The organism is Mesorhizobium sp. M0618, from assembly GCF_040320765.1.
GTDB lineage: Bacteria > Pseudomonadota > Alphaproteobacteria > Rhizobiales > Rhizobiaceae > Mesorhizobium.
On sequence record NZ_JAMYQH010000009.1, the window covers coordinates 48349 to 64768 of the forward strand.

Below are 16420 nucleotides of genomic sequence, written 5' to 3' on the forward strand. Positions count from 1 at the left end.
ATGGGAAGCAGATCAAGATTGGCCGGATTTGTCGGCGCCGCCGCACTGGCCTTGCTCGCAGCCGCCGCTCACGCGCAGAACGCGCCGCCGGCCGGAACCGTGGTCGACGGCTCGTTGAAGGGCAAGACGCTGACCTTCGTCTCCTATGGCGGCATCTACCAGGACGGCCAGGTTGCCGCGCTCAAGGAATTCGTCGACAAGAGCGGCGTCAAGCTTTTGAACGACGGACCGACCGAAATCGCCAAGCTTCAGGCGCAGGTCGAATCAGGCAATGTGACCTGGGATGTCGTCGACACAGACGATTTTCCGCCCTTCGTGCATTGCGGAAAACTGTTCCAGAAACTCGATCTGACCAAGCTCGACATCTCGCACATCCCGCCCGGACAGGTCGGCGAATGCAGCGTGCCGGCGATGAACTACGGCATGGTCCTGATGTACAAGAACGACACGTACAAGGACAATCCGCCAAAGGACTGGAAGGATTTCTTCGACACCGCGAAATTCCCCGGCACCCGTGCCATCGACGGCAGTGGCAGCCCGCTCGGCGGCCTGATCGAACAGGCCATCCTGGCCGACGGCGGCAAGGTCGACGCCATGACGCCTGCCGATATCGACAAGGGCATCGCCAAGATCAAGGCGATCGGCCCCGACACCATCTTCTGGAAGACCGGCGCAGAATCCCAGCAGCTTGCCGAATCCGGCGAGGCCGACATGATCATCATGTGGACTGGCCGCGCCATGACGGCGGTCAAGAATGGCGCTGCCTATACGCCGGTGTGGAAGGACTGGCTGGTCGTCATGGATCAGCTGACCATCCCGGTCGGCGCCAAGGACACCGATGCCTCCTACGCGCTGATCAACGCCTATCTCGGCAAGAAGTCGCAGGAGATCCTGACCGAGCAGACGTCCTACTCGCCGATCAACAACGAGGCGCAGCCCAAGGTCGACGCATCCGTCGCCGCCTTCCTGACCAACACGCCGGACCACGCGAAGCTCGGCTACCAGCAGAACATCAAGTTCTGGGTCGCCAATTTCGCCGCCGCGTCCGACAAGTGGACGGCGCTGATGGCCGGCAACTGAGCCGGCTATCACTGAGGTGACGGCGTGAGCCAGACATCGCATACGCCGACGGCCGGGGGTGATCATTCCCGGCCGTCAGGTGCCGTGCAGGGGCCGCAGCGGCGCCTGCGCCTTGCCGCCTATCCGTCCCTGCTGGCGATGCCGGCCCTGCTCCTGCTTATCGCGGCTATGGGCTATCCCTTGCTGACCGTCACGCTGCGCAGTTTTTCGGACCCGGCCTGGGGCCTGCAGAACTACGTCTGGTTCTTCTCCACGCCGGTGAACGTCACCGTCCTGTGGCGCACCTTTTCCATCGCCGCCTGGGTCACCATCGTCTGCGTCATCGCGGCCTACCCCTACGCCTATCTCATGACGGCCGTCGAGCCGCGCCTGCGACTCGTCCTCATCTTGTGCGTTTTGGTGCCGTTCTGGGTCAGCGGCGTGGTGCGCACCTTGGCCTGGGTCATCCTGCTGCAAGATTCCGGCATCATCAATTCGGTGATCAGGCTGCTCGGCTTTGACGGCGTGAAGCTGATCCGCACGCAGACCGGAGTCGTCATCGGCATGGCGCAGGTGTTGCTGCCGTTCATGATCCTGCCGCTCTATTCGGTCATGCGCGGCATCGATTTGCGCCTCGTGCAGGCGGCGCGCAGCCTTGGTGCGCGCCCGGCACGCGCCTTCCTGGAAATCTATCTGCCGTTGTCGCTGCCCGGCGTCTTCGCCGGCGCCATCATCGTCTTCATCCTGTCGCTCGGCTTCTACATCACGCCGGCCCTGCTCGGCGGCCCGCGCAGCACCATGCTGTCGACGCTGGTGCAGAGCCAGGTGCTCAGCCTGCTCAACTGGGGCCGAGGCGGCGCCATGGGCGTCGTCCTGCTGGTCGCGACCTTCGTGCTGCTGGCGCTCGCCGCACCGCTGATGCGCCAGCGCCACAAGCAGGCGTCCAGATCATGAGACAAACGCCGTTCCGCATTCTGCTCGGCCTGTTCTGCCTGCTGGTCGCCGTCTGGCTGGTGATGCCGACGCTGGTCATCATCCCGATGTCGTTCAACGAGAAGAAGTCGCTCGCTTTCCCGCCGTCCGGCTTCTCCTGGCAGTGGTACGCGAATTTCTTCACCAATCCCGATTGGCTGTCGAGCTTCTTCAATTCGCTTAGGGTCGCGGGCCTCGTCGCCGTTGCCGCCACGCTGATCGGCACGCTGGCGTCGCTTGGCCTCAGCCGCATGAAACATTCCGGCGCCGGCCTGCTGCGCGCCATCCTGATCACGCCGATGATCGTGCCCGGCGTGGTGCTGGCGATCGGCATCTATGCCGTTTACCTCGACTACCAGCTTGTCGGCACCACCACCGGCTTCGTCATCGCGCACACGATGCTGGCGATCCCCTTCGTCATCATCGCCGTATCGGCAAGCCTCGAAGTCTTCGACGTGCGGCTGGAAACGGCGGCGGCCAGCCTCGGCGCCAACCGCTTCACCACATTCCGCACCGTGACCTTGCCGCTGATCGCGCCCGGTATCCTGTCCGGGCTTTTGTTTGCCTTCGTCACCTCCTTCGATGAAATCATCGTCGCGCTGTTCATCACCAGTCCCTACCTCAAGACCTTGCCGGTGCAGATCTTCACCAGCATCACCCGCGACGCCGACCCGACGGTGACGGCCGTCGGAACCATCATCTTCATTGCCACGACGCTGATCATCAGCGCCGGGCTGATCATCAGCTCGAAATCGACGAGGAGTTGAGATGACTGCGAGGGAACGTGGCGCGGCCATCGACATCAAGGGCGCAACCAAGCGCTACGGCAATTTCACCGCGCTCGACGATGTCAGCCTGCATATCGAGCCCGGCGAGTTCATGACGCTGCTGGGGCCCAGCGGCTCGGGCAAGACCACGACGCTGAATGTGGTGGCCGGCTTCACCGACCTCACATCAGGCGATCTTGCCGTCGGCGGCAACAGCATCGTCGCCCTGCCGGCGCACAAGCGCAACATCGGCGTCGTGTTCCAGCACTACGCGCTGTTTCCGCACATGACCGTCGGCAAGAACGTCGCCTATCCCCTCACCTTGCGCGGCATGGACAAGCAGGCGCGCGACCGTCTCGTCGTGCGAGCGCTGGACATGGTCAAGATGGCCGATTTCGCGCATCGCTATCCCTCAGAGCTTTCCGGCGGCCAGCAGCAGCGCGTGGCGCTGGCGCGCGCCATCGTCTTCGATCCGCCGCTGCTGTTGATGGACGAACCGCTCGGCGCGCTCGACAAGAAGCTGCGCGAATGGCTGCAGCTGGAGATCAAGCGTATCCACCGCGAACTCGGCACCACCTTCGTCTATGTGACGCACGACCAGGAAGAAGCGCTGGTTTTGTCCAACCGCATCGCCGTGTTCAACCAGGGCCGTATCGAGCAGGTCGGAACAGGCCGTCAGCTCTACGACGAGCCGGCGACCTTGTTCGTGGCCAAGTTCATCGGCGAATCGACTAGTTTGCGTGGCGCTGCAGAAACGTCCGGAAACGAAACCAGCCTGACGATCGCCGGCCAGAAGATAGTGGCCAACGGCAAGCTTGCCGGCGGCCGCAAACCGGTGGTCCTGCTGCGGCCGGAAAAGCTCTCGCTTGCCGGCACCAACACGCCTCCCGCCGCCGGGCAGAACAGCCTGACCGGCGAGGTCAGCGAGGCCATCTATCTAGGGTCGGGTTCGAAATACCAGGTAACGCTTCGCGACGGCTCGGTCGCCATCGTGCGCTCGTCGCTGGAAGCCACGCCGTTCTCGATTGGTGACACGGTCGATCTGCGCTGGTCCGTTGTCGATGCAAAACTTCTTGCCGACGACGACCGCGCCGACATGACGATGACCTGACCGCTCCTTTCCCCCGCAGGATTTTTAGACATGGACGCCAAAGTCAACGGCAACGTCTCGTTCTGGTATGCCGACATCGGCCTGCCGGCCTATCGCGCGCCGCTTCCGGGTGACCTCGAAGCCGATGTCTGCATCGTCGGCGCCGGCTACACCGGCTTGTGGACGGCTTACTATCTGAAGAAGGCCGATCCTTCGATCCGCATCGCCATCGTCGAAAGGGAGTTCGCCGGCTTCGGCGCGTCGGGCCGCAATGGGGGCTGGCTGTCCGGCGGCTTCAGCTGGTCGCGCGAGAAATATCTGCGGACATCGACCCGAGGCGCCGTCATCGACATGGAAACGGCCGTGCATGGCACGGTCGACGAAGTGATCGAGGTGACCGAGGCCGAAGGCATCGATGCCGACATCCGCCGCGTCGACAATCTGACGGTTGCGACCAACCCGCCACAGCTCGAACGGATCAAGGCCGCCTATGCCGACGCGATCGGCTGGAGCGTGCCGCGGGAGCGCGTCAGCCTGATCGGCCAGGAAGAGGCCAGAGCCCGCATCAACATCAAAAACGTGCTTGGCGGCTATGTCCACCACGGCACCGCGCGCGTGCAGCCGGCCAAGCTGGTGCGTGGGCTCTCCGAAGCCGTCGAGCGGCTTGGCGTGCCGATCTACGAGCAGACCACCGTGACCGGCATCGAGAAGGGCAAGGTCACGACGAACCGCGGCACCGTGCGCGCGCCGATCATCATCCGCGCCACGGAAGGGTTCACGGCCGGCATATCAGGCAATGAGCGGCTCTGGCTGCCGCTCAACAGCGCGCAGATCATCACCGAGCCGCTGCCGCAATCGCTATGGGACGAGATCGGCTGGGAGGGGCATGAGCTTCTCGGTGACGCCGCGCACGCCTATTGCTATGCGCAGCGCACCCGGGAAGGCCGCATCACCATGGGCGGGCGCGGCGTGCCCTATCGTTACGGCTCGCAAACGGATGTGCGCGGCCAGACGCAGCAGGCCACGATCGAAAGCCTGCACGCGATCCTCACCCGGCTTCTGCCGCAGACAGCCGGGCTTCGCATCGACCACGCCTGGTGCGGCGTTCTGGGCGTGCCGCGCGACTGGTGCACGACATCAGGCCTCGACCCTGAAACCGGCATCGGCTGGGCCGGCGGCTATGTCGGGCTCGGCGTCTCAAGTTCCAACCTTTCGGGCCGCACGCTGCGCGACCTTATCCTGCGCCGCGACACCGAACTGACCCGCCTGCCCTGGGTCAACCGCCAGGTGAGCAAATGGGAGCCCGAGCCGATGCGCTGGCTCGGCGTCCACTCGATGTATCAGCTCTATCGCGTCGCCGACGAGCGCGAGGAAGCCGGCCTCCAGCATACGTCGAAACTGGCCGCAATCGCCGACCGCATCACAGGACATTGAGAGACCGCCATGACCGACTTCCAGACCTTCGCCCATCTCGCTTCCATCGACCTCGGCGAGCCTGAGCCCAAGCCGACCTCGATCAGCGGCGATCAGCTCGAAGCAGCGAAGACGCTGTGGACCTCGCCTGACGGCACACTGGAAGTCGGCGTCTGGGAGTGCACGCCGGGCCGCTTCACCGCATCGCGCGAGAGCAATTCCGAAACCTGCCACATCGTGTCAGGTCGGGTCTCGCTGCATGGTCCCGATGGCCGCAGCGAGGACGTCGGTCCGGGCGAAATGCTGGTGCTGCCGAAAGGCTGGAAAGGCGAATGGACGATCCACGAGAAGACGCGCAAGCTCTATATCCTGCACTTCGAGGCGTGAGCTGACTGGAACAGCCGCTACTCGTCGTCTGAACGATCATCCTCGGCAACAACAGGCTTGCCTTCTATCGCCTGCCGCAAGGCGTCGTTGATGCGGTCCTGCCAGCCCGGCCCATCCTCCTGGAAGTGGTCCAGCACGGCGCGATCTATCCGGATCGAAACAAGCTCCCTGACGCCTGGAGCGGCGGAGGGCTCACGAACCGGCGCGGCCGGCTTCTTCACCGGCTTGAAAGCCGCCTCGGCGGCCGTCATCGGATTTGTCGGTCGACGCGGGGGATTTGCCATTGGATGACCCTGACTGAAGACGATTCGTGCACGACGTGGCACGCTTGCGCCACCATAGCCCAACCAGCGCCGTCGCGCAGGCCCATTTGGTCGGGACGATTACTCGGCTGCTTGAAGACTTTGCGCGTCGATGATGACCCTGATCTCGGCGCGGCAGGAGCCGCAATTCGTACCGGCATGCAGGGCCGCGCCGATCGCCGCGACGCTGCCGCAGCCGCGGCGCACCGCTTCGGCGATCTGGTTGGCGCCGACGCCAAAGCAGGAACAGACGATAGCGCCGCGATCGACGTCGATCCCGCCCGGTCGTCCGGCCACGATCGCCAGTCTGCCTGGCCGGTCGACATGATCGGCACTCAACTGTTCCGCCGCCCAGCCGCGCGACACGGCGACCGGGCCGGGTGCGACGAACAAGGCGCCTGACAGTTGATCGCCGTCGAAGGCGGCGATGCGATGCTGGCCGGCGTCGCGGTCATGATAGGCGAGCATTTCCGCACCCGGTGACGCGCCGAACAGTGACCCGGCAAAGCCAGCCCAGTCGATGTCGTCTTCGGCAAAGGCAAGCTCGACCCGCCAGCCGCCCTTGCATTTGGCCACCGCCCAGTAGGTCGCGGTATCGGGCTCAGGCCTGCGCCGTGTCACGGCGAAGCCAAAGGCTTTTGCGGCGAATTTCTCGATGCGGGCGGCGACATGTTTCAGCGCCGGCTGGCCGGAAATGGGATCGGTCAGCGGCGCGGTAAGCGTGTCGAGCCGGCCCTTTGCCGAGAACTGATCGGTCCAGTGCATCGGCGCAAACAGGCTGCCCTGGCGCTGGCGCGCCGTCACCAGCGCGCGCACCAGCACGTCGCCGCGCGGGCTGGAAACCCGCGCGATGTCGGCGTCGCCGATGCCGAAGCGCTGCGCATCCGCCGGGTGGATTTCTACGAAGGGCTCGGCGATGTGCTGCGACAAACGCGGGCTTTTGCCGGTTCGCGTCATGGTGTGCCAATGGTCGCGGATACGGCCGGTATTGAGGATCAGCGGATAGTCCGGGCTGGTGCGGACTTCCGTGGTGGGGCGGATGGCGATGAAGCGCGCTTTGCGGTCGGGCGTGTAGAAATTGCCGTCGGCGAAGAAGCGGGTGGTGTTACCTTCCAGCCTCTGCCCGGCCCGAAGATGCTCGTCCGACTGATGTCGAGCTTGAGCACCCCCCTCTGTCCTGCCGGACATCTCCCCCGCAAGGAGGGAGATTGGCAGCTTTGATGCTCGCATATCTCCTGCATTGTTTGTAATTGGCGAAGGCCGTGGTGGCAGCCGATCTCCCCCCTTGCGGGGGAGATGGCCGGCAGGCCAGAGGGGGGTGGCTGGGCTCGGCGCCGGCCACTGGAACGGCTCAAGCGCCTCATACCCCTCCGCATCGACCCCGGCATAAGCCCCAATATCGAAATCCCGCACACCATCATTCTCAAACCCCGACAAAGCGGCGTGCTCAGCAAAAATCTCCCCCGGCGTGGCATGCGAAAACGCCCCGCCAAACCCCATCCGCTTGCCGACCTCAGCGACAATCCGCCAGTCGGGCCTTGCCTCGCCGGGCACGGGCAAAAACGCGCGCTGGCGCGACACACGGCGCTCTGAATTGGTGACGGTGCCATCCTTCTCGCCCCAGGCGGCGGCGGGCAGCCGGACATGGGCGTGGCGGACGGTGTCGGTCTGGGCCAGCACGTCCGACACCACCACGAACGGGCACGCCTTGATCGCCGCCTCGACGGCATCGGCGTCCGGCATCGAATCGACCGGGTTGGTGGCCATGATCCACAGCGCCTTGATCCGCCCGTCGGCCAGCGCCTGGAACATCTCGACTGCCTTCAGGCCGGGCTTTCCGGCAATGGCCGGCGCGTTCCAGAAGCGCTGCACGCGGTCGCGATGGTCGGGGTTTTCGATTTCCATATGCGCGGCGAGCATGTTGGCCATGCCGCCGACCTCGCGGCCGCCCATGGCGTTGGGCTGGCCGGTCACCGAAAACGGCCCTGCTCCGGGTTTGCCGATGCGGCCGGTGGCGAGATGGCAGTTGATGATGGCGTTGACCTTGTCGGTGCCGGATGACGACTGGTTCACACCCTGGCTGTAAACCGTCACCGTTTTCGCCGTTGCCGCAAACAGGCTGTAGAAACGGCCAAGCTCGTCCTCGCTCAGGCCCGTGGCGGCAGCGACGCCGGCCAGGTCGAGCGCGGAGGCCGCGAAAAGCGCTTGCCCGAAGCCGGTCGTGTGCGTCGTGATGTAGGCGCGGTCGAGCGCATTGTGCTGGCCGAGATAAGCGAGCAGCCCGGTGAACAAAGCGACGTCGCCATCCGGCGCGATCGCCAGATGCATGTCGGCGATGTCAGCGGTCATGGTGCGCCGCGGATCGACCAGGACGATCTTCATCTCCGGCCGCTTTTCCCGGGCAGCCGCGATGCGCTGGTAGAGCACCGGATGGCACCAGGCGAGATTGGAGCCGACCAGCACGATCAGGTCGGCCAATTCCAGATCCTTGTAGGTTCCCGGCACGGTGTCGGAGCCGAAAGCGCGGCGGTGGCCGGCGACCGAGGAGGCCATGCACAGGCGCGAATTGGTGTCGATGTTGGCCGAGCCGACAAAACCCTTCATCAGCTTGTTGGCGACGTAATAGTCCTCGGTCAGCAACTGGCCCGAAACATAGAAGGCGACCGCATCCGGGCCATGCTCGGCGATGGTTTGCGAGAAGGTCGAGGCGACAAGGTCGAGCGCCTCGTCCCAGCCGGCGCGGCGGCCGTGGACCTCCGGATGCAGCAGCCTGCCGTCGAGGTCGATGGTCTCGGCGAGTGCCGAGCCCTTGGAGCAGAGCCGGCCGAAATTGGCCGGGTGGTCGGGGTCGCCGCGGACGGACACCTGCCCGTCCGCGGTGGCCTTCGCCAGCACGCCGCAGCCCACCCCGCAATAGGGGCAGGTGGTCCTCACCTCGCGCGCTTCGTCGATCTCCATGGGTTCAGGCCGCGCGGCTGGCCAGCGCTTCCAGCGCAATGAACAGATGCTCGCCTTCGACCCGCACCGGAATGGTGCGCACCGCGCCCTCGTCGGCGCCGAGCGCCTTGCCCGTCTCCAACGAAATCACCCAATTGTGCAAGGGACAGGTCACCGCCGCACCGTGCACGATGCCCTGGCTGAGCGGTCCGCCTCTGTGCGGGCAATGGTCGTCGATGGCATAGACCTGATCGTCGGCGGTGCGGAAGACGGCGATCTTGCCTTCCGGGGTGGCGACGCAGCGCGCGCCGCGGCGGGGGATGTCCGAGATAGAGCCGATTGATACCCAGTTCATGATTGTCACTCCGCCGCCTGCGCAAACCCGACAGAGGCCATCGGCCGGAATTCATGCTTGTCCTTGCCGGAAACGCGTTCCGACCACGGATCGACCTGGGCGAATTTCTGGCTGAAGACGAAGCGGTCGTAATAAGCCTTGCGCTTCTCGCCATCGTCCATGATCTGACGCTTGATCTCGGGGATGCCGATGCGCTTGGCCCATTTGTAGATGCGCTCGAGATAGCGGCCCTGCTCGCGATACATCTGCGTCAGCGCCACGATATGCTCCAGCGCCTCGTCCTCGGTCTTGACCAGGCCCAGCACCTCGGTGCCCTTGATGTCGAGGCCGGCCGCCCCGGCGAAATGGATTTCGTAGCCGGAGTCGACGCAGATCACGCCAACATCCTTGCAGGTCGCCTCGGCGCAGTTCCTTGGACAGCCCGACACCGCCATCTTGACCTTGGCCGGCGTCCACGAGCCCCACATGAATTTTTCGATGCGGACGCCGAAGCCCGTAGAATCCTGCGTGCCGAACCGGCACCAGTCTGAGCCGACGCAGGTCTTCACCGTGCGCAACCCCTTGGCATAGGCGTGGCCGGAGACGAAGCCGGCCTGACCGAGATCGGCCCACACTGCCGGCAGGTCCTCCTTGCGGATGCCGAGCATGTCGATGCGCTGGCCGCCGGTGACCTTGACCATCGGAATTTCGAACTTGTCGACGACGTCGGCGATGGCGCGCAGTTCGGCGGCATTGGTCACCCCACCCCACATGCGCGGCACCACCGAATAAGTCCCATCCTTCTGGATGTTGGCGTGGACGCGCTCGTTGATGAAGCGCGACTGGTAATCGTCGGCGTAGTCATCCGGCCAGTCGCAGACGAGGTAGTAGTTGAGCGCCGGCCGGCATTTGGCGCAGCCGCAGGAGGTCGTCCATTCCAGTTCCTGCATGACGGCGGGAATGGTCTTCAGGCTCTTGGCCTTGATCAGCCGGCGCACCTCGTCATGGCCGAGGGTGGTGCAGGAGCACATCGGCTGCACGGCGGCGGGGTTGTACGTGTCGCCGAGGGTCAGCACCATCAGCTTTTCAACCAGCCCGGTGCAGGAGCCGCAGGAGGCCGACGCCTTGGTGTGGGCGCGCACGTCGTCAAGCGAGGTCAGGCCCTTGGCCGTGATCGCGCCGGTGATCTTTCCCTTGCAAACGCCGTTGCAGCCGCAGATTTCCGCATCATCCGGCAAGGCTGCAACGGCCGCCATAGGGTCCAGCGGGGCACCCCCCTGGTAGGACTGGCCGAAGATGAGCGTGTCGCGCATTTCGGAAATGTCGGTCTGCTTCTTCTTGAGGTCGTTGAACCAGGCGCCGTCAGCCGTCTCGCCATAGAGCACGGTGCCGATGATGCGGTCATCCTTCAGCACCAGGCGCTTGTAGACGCCTGCGGCGGCGTCGCGCAGCACGATCTCCTGGCGATCCTCGCCCTCGGCGAAGTCGCCCAGCGAGAACAGCTCGATGCCGGTGACCTTGAGCTTGGTCGGCGTGTCCATATGGACGAAGGCCGCCGCCTGGTTGCCGGCCAGCTGGCTGGCTGTAACGCGCGCCATCTCGTAGAGCGGTGCGACGAGGCCATAGACCTGGCCGTTGACCTCGGCACATTCGCCGAGCGCGTAGATGTCGGGATCGTTGCTGCGCATGCCGGCGTCGACGACGATGCCCCTGTTGACGGCGATGCCGGCCTGTTTGGCCAGCGCCGAATTCGGCCTGATGCCAACGGCCATCACCACAAGCGTTGCTGGGATAATGGTGCCGTCAGCAAGCTCCACCTGCCCGACCTTGCCGTTGCCTGTGATCGCCTGCGTGTTGGCCTTGGTGATGACCTTGATGCCGCGCTGCTCCACCGCGCGCTGCAGCAGATAGCCGGCCGCCGGATCGAGCTGGCGCTCCATCAAGGTCGGCATGACATGCAGCACGGTGACGTCCATGCCTTGTGCGTTCAAGCCCGCCGCCGCCTCCAGCCCGAGCAGGCCGCCGCCGATGACCACCGCCTTGGCCCGCGACTGGGCGGCAAGCATCATCGCCTGCACGTCGTCGAGATCGCGATAGGTCAGCACGCCCGGCAGGTCATGGCCGGGCACCGGAATGATGAACGGCACCGAGCCGGTGGCGATGACGAGCTTGTCGTAGGGCTCGGTCACGCCATGATCGGACGTGACGGTCTTCGCTGACCGATCGATGGTGACGATCTTGTGGCCCTTGTAGAGGGTGATGTTGTTGGCGATGTACCAGCCGTCGCCGTGGATGATGATCTCCTCATAGGCTTTCTCGCCCGACAGCACCGGCGACAGCATGATGCGATCGTAATTGACGCGCGGCTCGGCGTTGAAGATGGTGACGGTGTAGCGGCCCGGCGCCTGTTCCAGCAGGTGCTCGAGCATGCGCCCGGGGGCCATGCCGTTGCCGATGATGACAAGTCTTTCGCTCATGGTGCTACTCCGCAGCTTCGACGAAGCGGTGGCGTTCGTAGAGGAACTTCAGCACCGCCTCGCGGCAGCGCAGGAAGGTCCGGTCGGAAGAGAGTTCGACGCGCCGGCGTGGCCGCGCCAGCGGCACGGCAAGCACTTCGCCGATGGTTGCCGCCGGGCCATTGGTCATCATGACGATGCGGTCGGACAGCAGCACCGCCTCGTCGACATCATGGGTGATCATGATCGTCGTCGAGCCGAGCCTGGAATGGATGTCCATCACCGCGTCCTGCAGATGGGCCCGCGTCAGCGCATCGAGCGCGCCGAACGGCTCGTCGAGCAGCAGGATCTTCGGCTCCATGGCCAGCGCCCGGGCGATGCCGACACGCTGCTTCATGCCGCCAGATATCTCGGCCGGACGCTTGTCCTTGGCATGCGCCATCTGCACGAGGTCGAGATTGCGCATGATCCAATCATGCCGCTCGGCCTTGCTCTTCGAACGACCAAAGACCTTCGACACCGCCAGATTGATGTTTTCGTAGACGGTCAGCCACGGCAAAAGGCTGTGGTTCTGGAACACCACGGCGCGTTCCGGTCCGGGGCTGTCGACCTCCTTGTCCTCGAGCAGCACGGCGCCGGCGGACACCTTGGTCAGCCCGGCGATCAGATTGAGCAAGGTCGACTTGCCACAGCCGGAATGGCCGATGATGGAGACGAATTCGCCCTTGTCGATGGTCAGCCTGATGTCCTTCAACACCTCGCTGACCTGGGCACCACGCGTGAAGGATTTGTCGATATGGTCGAGCTTCAGATAGGCCGTCATCGCCCTCTCCTCACTTTGCCGTTGTGCCGCGGGTGACGAAGGCGCCGACCGCCGCGACCAGACGATCGAGGCAGAAGCCGGTGACGCCGATATAGGCGAGCGCCACGATGATGTCGGGCAGCCGCGACGAGTTCCACGCGTCCCAGATGAAGAAGCCGATGCCGACGCCGCCGGTCAGCATTTCGGCGGCGACGATGGCGAGCCAGGACAGGCCGATGCCGATCCTCAGGCCGGTGAAGATGTAGGGCGCGGCGGCCGGCACCATGATCTTCACGAAGAACTCGAACTGGTTGAGCCGCAGGATGCGCGAGACGTTGCGGTAATCCTCGGGGATATTGCGCACGCCGACGGCGGTGTTGATGATGATTGGCCAGATCGAGGTGATGAAGATGACGAAGATCGCCGACGGGCTGGAATCACGGAACGCCGCCAGCGACAGTGGCAGCCAGGCCAGCGGCGGCACCGTGCGCAGGATCTGGAACACCGGGTCGAGGCCGCGCATCGCCCAAATCGACTGGCCGACCAGCGCGCCGAGCGCGACGCCGACGATCGCAGCCAGGCCGAAGCCGATGGCAACACGCTGCAGCGAGATCAGCACGCGCCATGCCAGACCGATATCCTGCGGGCCATTGTCGAAGAACGGATGCGCGATCAAATCGTAGGCCTCGTTCCACACCTGGGTCGGCGGCGGCAGGCTTGATGTCGGCGACGAACAGGCGATCTGCCAGACGACCAGCATCAGCGCGATGACGATGATGGGCGGCACCAGCGCGCTCGCCAGTTTGCCGGCAATCGCCAGCGGATCGAAGCGGCGTCGTGCCTTTGCGGTGAAGGCGATGACCTCCGCCGGCTTCGCGGGGAACGCCTTCACCTTTGTGTCCTCGATAGTCTGGATCGACATGTCTGGGAAAACTCCTTGGGGGCAGGTAGTGATCGCAAGCGGCGCAGGACGCCGCTTGCGATTAGGCTACGCCGAGGCCTTGATCTTCAGGCTGTCGAGATAGGCGGACGGGTTGGCCGGGTCGAAGATTTTGCCGTCGAAGAAGGTCTCGACGCCGCGCGACCACGACGCCGGAACGTCGGCCGCCGCGACGCCGAGATCTTTGGCCGCTTCGCGCCACAAATCCTCGCGGTTGACCTGATCGACCAGCGCCTTGATGTCGGTGGTCGGCGCGAACTTGCCCCAGCGGATGTTCTCGGCAAGGAACCACGCATCGTGGCTCTTGAACGGATAGGAGACGCCGCCCTTCCAGAACTTCATGTAGAGATCGCTGCCGTTGGCGACGCGGCCATTGCCGTAGTTAATGTCGCCCTTGAGCCGGCCGATGATGTCGGCGACTGGCACGTTCATCCATTGCCGCTTGCCGATGATGGCGGCCATCTCGTCCTTGTTGTCGCTGGCCTCGCACCATTGCTGGGCTTCCATGACGGCCATCAGGATCGCCTTGGTGGCGTTCGGGTATTTCTCGATGAATTCGGCACGCAGGCCGAGCGCCTTTTCCGGATGGCCCTTCCACAATTCGCCCGTCGTGGCGGCGGTGAAGCCGACGCCCTGATGGACGAGCTGCTCGTTCCACGGTTCGCCGACACAGAACACGTCCATGTTGCCGACCTTCATGTTGGCCACCATCTGCGGCGGCGGCACGACGATGGTCGAAACGTCCTTGTCGGGGTCGATGCCGCCGGCGGCCAGCCAGTAGCGCAGCCAGAGGTCATGCGTGCCGCCCGGGAAGGTCATGGCGGCCTTGATTTCCTTGCCGGCCGCCTTCTTGGCGGCAAAGGCGTCTTTCAGCTTCGAGGCATCGAGGCCGACGCCGGTGCCGGCATATTCCTGGGCGACCGAAATGCCCTGGCAGTCGTAGTTGAGCCGCGCCACGATCGCCATCGGCATCGGCTGGTTGTTCTGCGTCACCTTGCCGGTGTGCATGAGGTAAGGCAGCGGCGTCAGAATATGGGCACCGTCGATGCCGTTGGCGGCGCCGCCGAGCATCAGATTGTCGCGCGTCGCGCCCCAGGAGGCCTGCTTGAGCACCTCGACATCGGGCATGCCGAACTTGGCGAACAGCCCCTTCTCCTTGGCGATCATCAGCGGTGCCGCATCGGTGAGGGCAATGAAGCCGAGCTTGGCGCCGGTGACCTCCGGAGTGGCGGTCGCAGCATAGGCGCCGGAAGGGAAGAGCTTGCGGGCCGCCACGAACAGGCCGGCCGTCATTGCACTGCTGACCAGAAAATCGCGGCGCGTCATGTCTTTGAGGGTCGTTCCAGTCCTGATCCGTTTCGTCATCGTCGTCTCCGGTTGGGCGCGGCTTGGGATCCGCGTCGTCGATTGCGTGTTTATCAAAACAAAAAAGCCGCCAGCCAGGTCTTCGCGTCCGGGTGACCGGGAGGGCGCATTAACCTGAGCGGCAGCTTTGCCTGTGGCGCCCGCCATTGGACGCCTGTTCCGTGACCCGCGAAGGGCCTGTCTATTTCAAAGCAGGAACCGTGCCAGTTTTGAGAGAGGGGAAAAAGATCAATTAAATCAGCAACCCGCGCCGATCGCGGACGCACCGGGTCCTATGACCGGAAGGCCAAAGATTGCTCATTCGGGCAATCGCGCGCACAATTTTTGTGCAATGCACAAGAATGACGCGGAAATGATCAGGCTTCCGCGCGAGCCGTTTTCTGGCCGATGATGTACGCGTCGACCTGGTCCGGATCGAAGATCTGGCCGTCGAAGAAACCGTCCGGACCGAGCACAAGGCCGGCGCCTGTCGCGCCGACCGCGGTGGCGACTTGGAGCGCACCCTCGACTTTCGAATTGGCGCCGGGAAGCGCCACGCCAAGCGGCTTCAGAGCCGAACGGTAGAGGTCGGGCCGGTAGCAGTTGCGGGCGATGGCAAGGTTTTCCGGCGTGTGCGCCACGTGCCCCCAGCGCACCATCTGCGTGTAGAACCACAGCGCATGGCTCTTCCACGGAAAGTTCGCCGCCTTGTCGAAGGGGAGGAAGAAGTCGTCGATGCTCCACTCCGCGCCGCCGCCCAGTCGGAGATGGCCGGTCAGGATCGGCATCTGCACGGCCGGCGGCAGGCCGAGAAAGCCGGCCTGCGCCATGACGGCAGCCAATTCGCCATGGTTGGCCGGATCCTGGCACCAGCGTGCCGAGTGATGCAGCGCGCGCAGCAGCGCCGCCAAGGCCTCGGGGTTTTCGTCTGCCCAGGCCTTGCGCACGCCGATCACCTTCTCCGGGCTGTTACGCCATATCCGCGCCTTGACGGTGACGATATGCCCGGTGCCGGCGGCAACCGCAGCACTGTTCCAGGGTTCGCCTACGCAGTAGCCGTCGATGCGGCCGGCGGCCAGTGCATCGGCCATGAAGGGCGGCGGCACGATGACGATCTCGATTTCGCGCGTCGGATCGATGCCGCAGGCGGCGAGCCAATAGCGCAATTCGTAATTGTGCCCGGAATGCGGATGCACCACGGCGAAGCGCAGCGGGTCGCCACCGGCCGCAGCGCGCTCGCGAATGAGCGCCCGCAGCGCCGCACCGGCGCGCGCGGGGTCGAGATCGGCTTCGGCGCTGTGCGCCACCATTCCGGCCCACACAGTGTTGGAGACGGTGACGCAATTGCCTCCGAGTCCGAGCGAGAACGGCACGATGGTTTCCGAAGCGAGCGGCGTCAGCCCGAGATTGCAGGCGAGCGGCATCGGTCCCAGCATGTGCGCCAGATGGAAGTGACCGATGGCGATGCGGTCGCGGATGTTAGCCCAGGACGTCTCGCGGTGCAGGGTGAGGTCGATGCCTTCTCGTGCGGCAAAGCCAAGCTCACCGGCCGCGACCAGCACGGCGCTGTCGAAAAGCGGCATGAAGCCAGCGGTGATCTGGTGCGCGGCGTCCATG

General features: G+C 64.7%; 14 protein-coding genes. 6 read left to right on the plus strand and 8 right to left on the minus strand.

The window, feature by feature from the left end; translation table 11 throughout:
* The 6 genes from NKJ04_RS12035 to NKJ04_RS12060 are packed head-to-tail and all read left to right on the plus strand — an operon-like array spanning position 1 to position 5688.
* Positions 1 to 1080 carry an extracellular solute-binding protein gene (locus NKJ04_RS12035; protein ID WP_023809407.1) on the plus strand — a complete coding sequence of 360 codons (1080 nt, stop codon included), beginning with the start codon at positions 1 to 3 and terminating at the stop codon, positions 1078 to 1080.
* Between the two features lie 24 nt (positions 1081 to 1104).
* Entirely contained in the window at positions 1105 to 2013 is a 909-nt protein-coding gene (locus NKJ04_RS12040; protein ID WP_023809408.1) for an ABC transporter permease, read from the plus strand.
* Positions 2010 to 2798, plus strand: a complete 789-nt coding sequence (locus NKJ04_RS12045) for an ABC transporter permease (RefSeq protein WP_023809409.1) — start codon at positions 2010 to 2012, stop codon at positions 2796 to 2798. Before NKJ04_RS12040 ends, NKJ04_RS12045 begins: the two co-directional genes overlap by 4 nt.
* A 1-nt stretch (position 2799) precedes the next feature.
* Positions 2800 to 3909 carry an ABC transporter ATP-binding protein gene (locus NKJ04_RS12050; protein ID WP_352675105.1) on the plus strand — a complete coding sequence of 370 codons (1110 nt, stop codon included), beginning with the start codon at positions 2800 to 2802 and terminating at the stop codon, positions 3907 to 3909.
* A 30-nt stretch (positions 3910 to 3939) separates the two neighbouring features.
* Positions 3940 to 5322, plus strand: a complete 1383-nt coding sequence (locus NKJ04_RS12055) for an NAD(P)/FAD-dependent oxidoreductase (protein WP_352675107.1) — start codon at positions 3940 to 3942, stop codon at positions 5320 to 5322.
* A 9-nt stretch (positions 5323 to 5331) separates the two neighbouring features.
* Positions 5332 to 5688 (plus strand): cupin domain-containing protein, encoded by a 357-nt coding sequence (locus tag NKJ04_RS12060; protein WP_023809412.1) that lies wholly within the window; start codon positions 5332 to 5334, stop codon positions 5686 to 5688.
* 17 nt (positions 5689 to 5705) lie between these two features.
* Here the strand turns inward: NKJ04_RS12060 and NKJ04_RS12065 are convergent, their stop codons facing one another.
* From NKJ04_RS12065 to NKJ04_RS12100, 8 genes are all read right to left on the minus strand, one after another.
* Positions 5706 to 5972: a BrnA antitoxin family protein gene (locus tag NKJ04_RS12065; RefSeq protein ID WP_023809413.1), complete on the minus strand. Its 267-nt coding sequence runs from the start codon at positions 5970 to 5972 to the stop codon at positions 5706 to 5708.
* A gap of 99 nt (positions 5973 to 6071) precedes the next feature.
* Positions 6072 to 8948 (minus strand): nitrate reductase, encoded by a 2877-nt coding sequence (locus NKJ04_RS12070; protein WP_352675110.1) that lies wholly within the window; start codon positions 8946 to 8948, stop codon positions 6072 to 6074.
* Positions 8949 to 8952: 4 nt separating this feature from the next.
* Positions 8953 to 9282, minus strand: coding sequence for a nitrite reductase small subunit NirD (nirD, locus tag NKJ04_RS12075; protein ID WP_352551520.1), 330 nt, complete (start codon positions 9280 to 9282; stop codon positions 8953 to 8955).
* 5 nt (positions 9283 to 9287) lie between these two features.
* Positions 9288 to 11738 (minus strand): nitrite reductase large subunit NirB, encoded by a 2451-nt coding sequence (gene nirB, locus NKJ04_RS12080; RefSeq protein WP_352675112.1) that lies wholly within the window; start codon positions 11736 to 11738, stop codon positions 9288 to 9290.
* A 4-nt stretch (positions 11739 to 11742) separates the two neighbouring features.
* Complete coding sequence (locus NKJ04_RS12085; protein ID WP_352551524.1) at positions 11743 to 12540, minus strand: ABC transporter ATP-binding protein; 798 nt, start codon at positions 12538 to 12540, stop codon at positions 11743 to 11745.
* A 10-nt stretch (positions 12541 to 12550) separates the two neighbouring features.
* Complete coding sequence (gene ntrB / locus NKJ04_RS12090; RefSeq protein ID WP_127294758.1) at positions 12551 to 13441, minus strand: nitrate ABC transporter permease; 891 nt, start codon at positions 13439 to 13441, stop codon at positions 12551 to 12553.
* A gap of 66 nt (positions 13442 to 13507) precedes the next feature.
* Positions 13508 to 14824 (minus strand): CmpA/NrtA family ABC transporter substrate-binding protein, encoded by a 1317-nt coding sequence (locus tag NKJ04_RS12095; protein ID WP_352675116.1) that lies wholly within the window; start codon positions 14822 to 14824, stop codon positions 13508 to 13510.
* A gap of 356 nt (positions 14825 to 15180) precedes the next feature.
* Positions 15181 to 16419 (minus strand): CmpA/NrtA family ABC transporter substrate-binding protein, encoded by a 1239-nt coding sequence (locus NKJ04_RS12100; protein ID WP_352675293.1) that lies wholly within the window; start codon positions 16417 to 16419, stop codon positions 15181 to 15183.
* Between the last annotated feature and the right edge of the window lies 1 nt (position 16420).

Coding starts and splice junctions, on each gene's coding strand:
- nirB (WP_352675112.1), bottom strand. CDS start 11,738: ATGAGCGAAAGACTTGTCATCATCGGCAACGGCATGGCCCCCGGGCGC.
- NKJ04_RS12060 (WP_023809412.1), top strand. CDS start 5,332: ATGACCGACTTCCAGACCTTCGCCCATCTCGCTTCCATCGACCTCGGC.
- ntrB (WP_127294758.1), bottom strand. CDS start 13,441: ATGTCGATCCAGACTATCGAGGACACAAAGGTGAAGGCGTTCCCCGCG.
- NKJ04_RS12085 (WP_352551524.1), bottom strand. CDS start 12,540: ATGACGGCCTATCTGAAGCTCGACCATATCGACAAATCCTTCACGCGT.
- NKJ04_RS12055 (WP_352675107.1), top strand. CDS start 3,940: ATGGACGCCAAAGTCAACGGCAACGTCTCGTTCTGGTATGCCGACATC.
- NKJ04_RS12100 (WP_352675293.1), bottom strand. CDS start 16,419: ATGGACGCCGCGCACCAGATCACCGCTGGCTTCATGCCGCTTTTCGAC.
- NKJ04_RS12095 (WP_352675116.1), bottom strand. CDS start 14,824: ATGACGAAACGGATCAGGACTGGAACGACCCTCAAAGACATGACGCGC.
- NKJ04_RS12035 (WP_023809407.1), top strand. CDS start 1: ATGGGAAGCAGATCAAGATTGGCCGGATTTGTCGGCGCCGCCGCACTG.
- NKJ04_RS12070 (WP_352675110.1), bottom strand. CDS start 8,948: ATGGAGATCGACGAAGCGCGCGAGGTGAGGACCACCTGCCCCTATTGC.
- NKJ04_RS12050 (WP_352675105.1), top strand. CDS start 2,800: ATGACTGCGAGGGAACGTGGCGCGGCCATCGACATCAAGGGCGCAACC.
- nirD (WP_352551520.1), bottom strand. CDS start 9,282: ATGAACTGGGTATCAATCGGCTCTATCTCGGACATCCCCCGCCGCGGC.
- NKJ04_RS12045 (WP_023809409.1), top strand. CDS start 2,010: ATGAGACAAACGCCGTTCCGCATTCTGCTCGGCCTGTTCTGCCTGCTG.
- NKJ04_RS12065 (WP_023809413.1), bottom strand. CDS start 5,972: ATGGCAAATCCCCCGCGTCGACCGACAAATCCGATGACGGCCGCCGAG.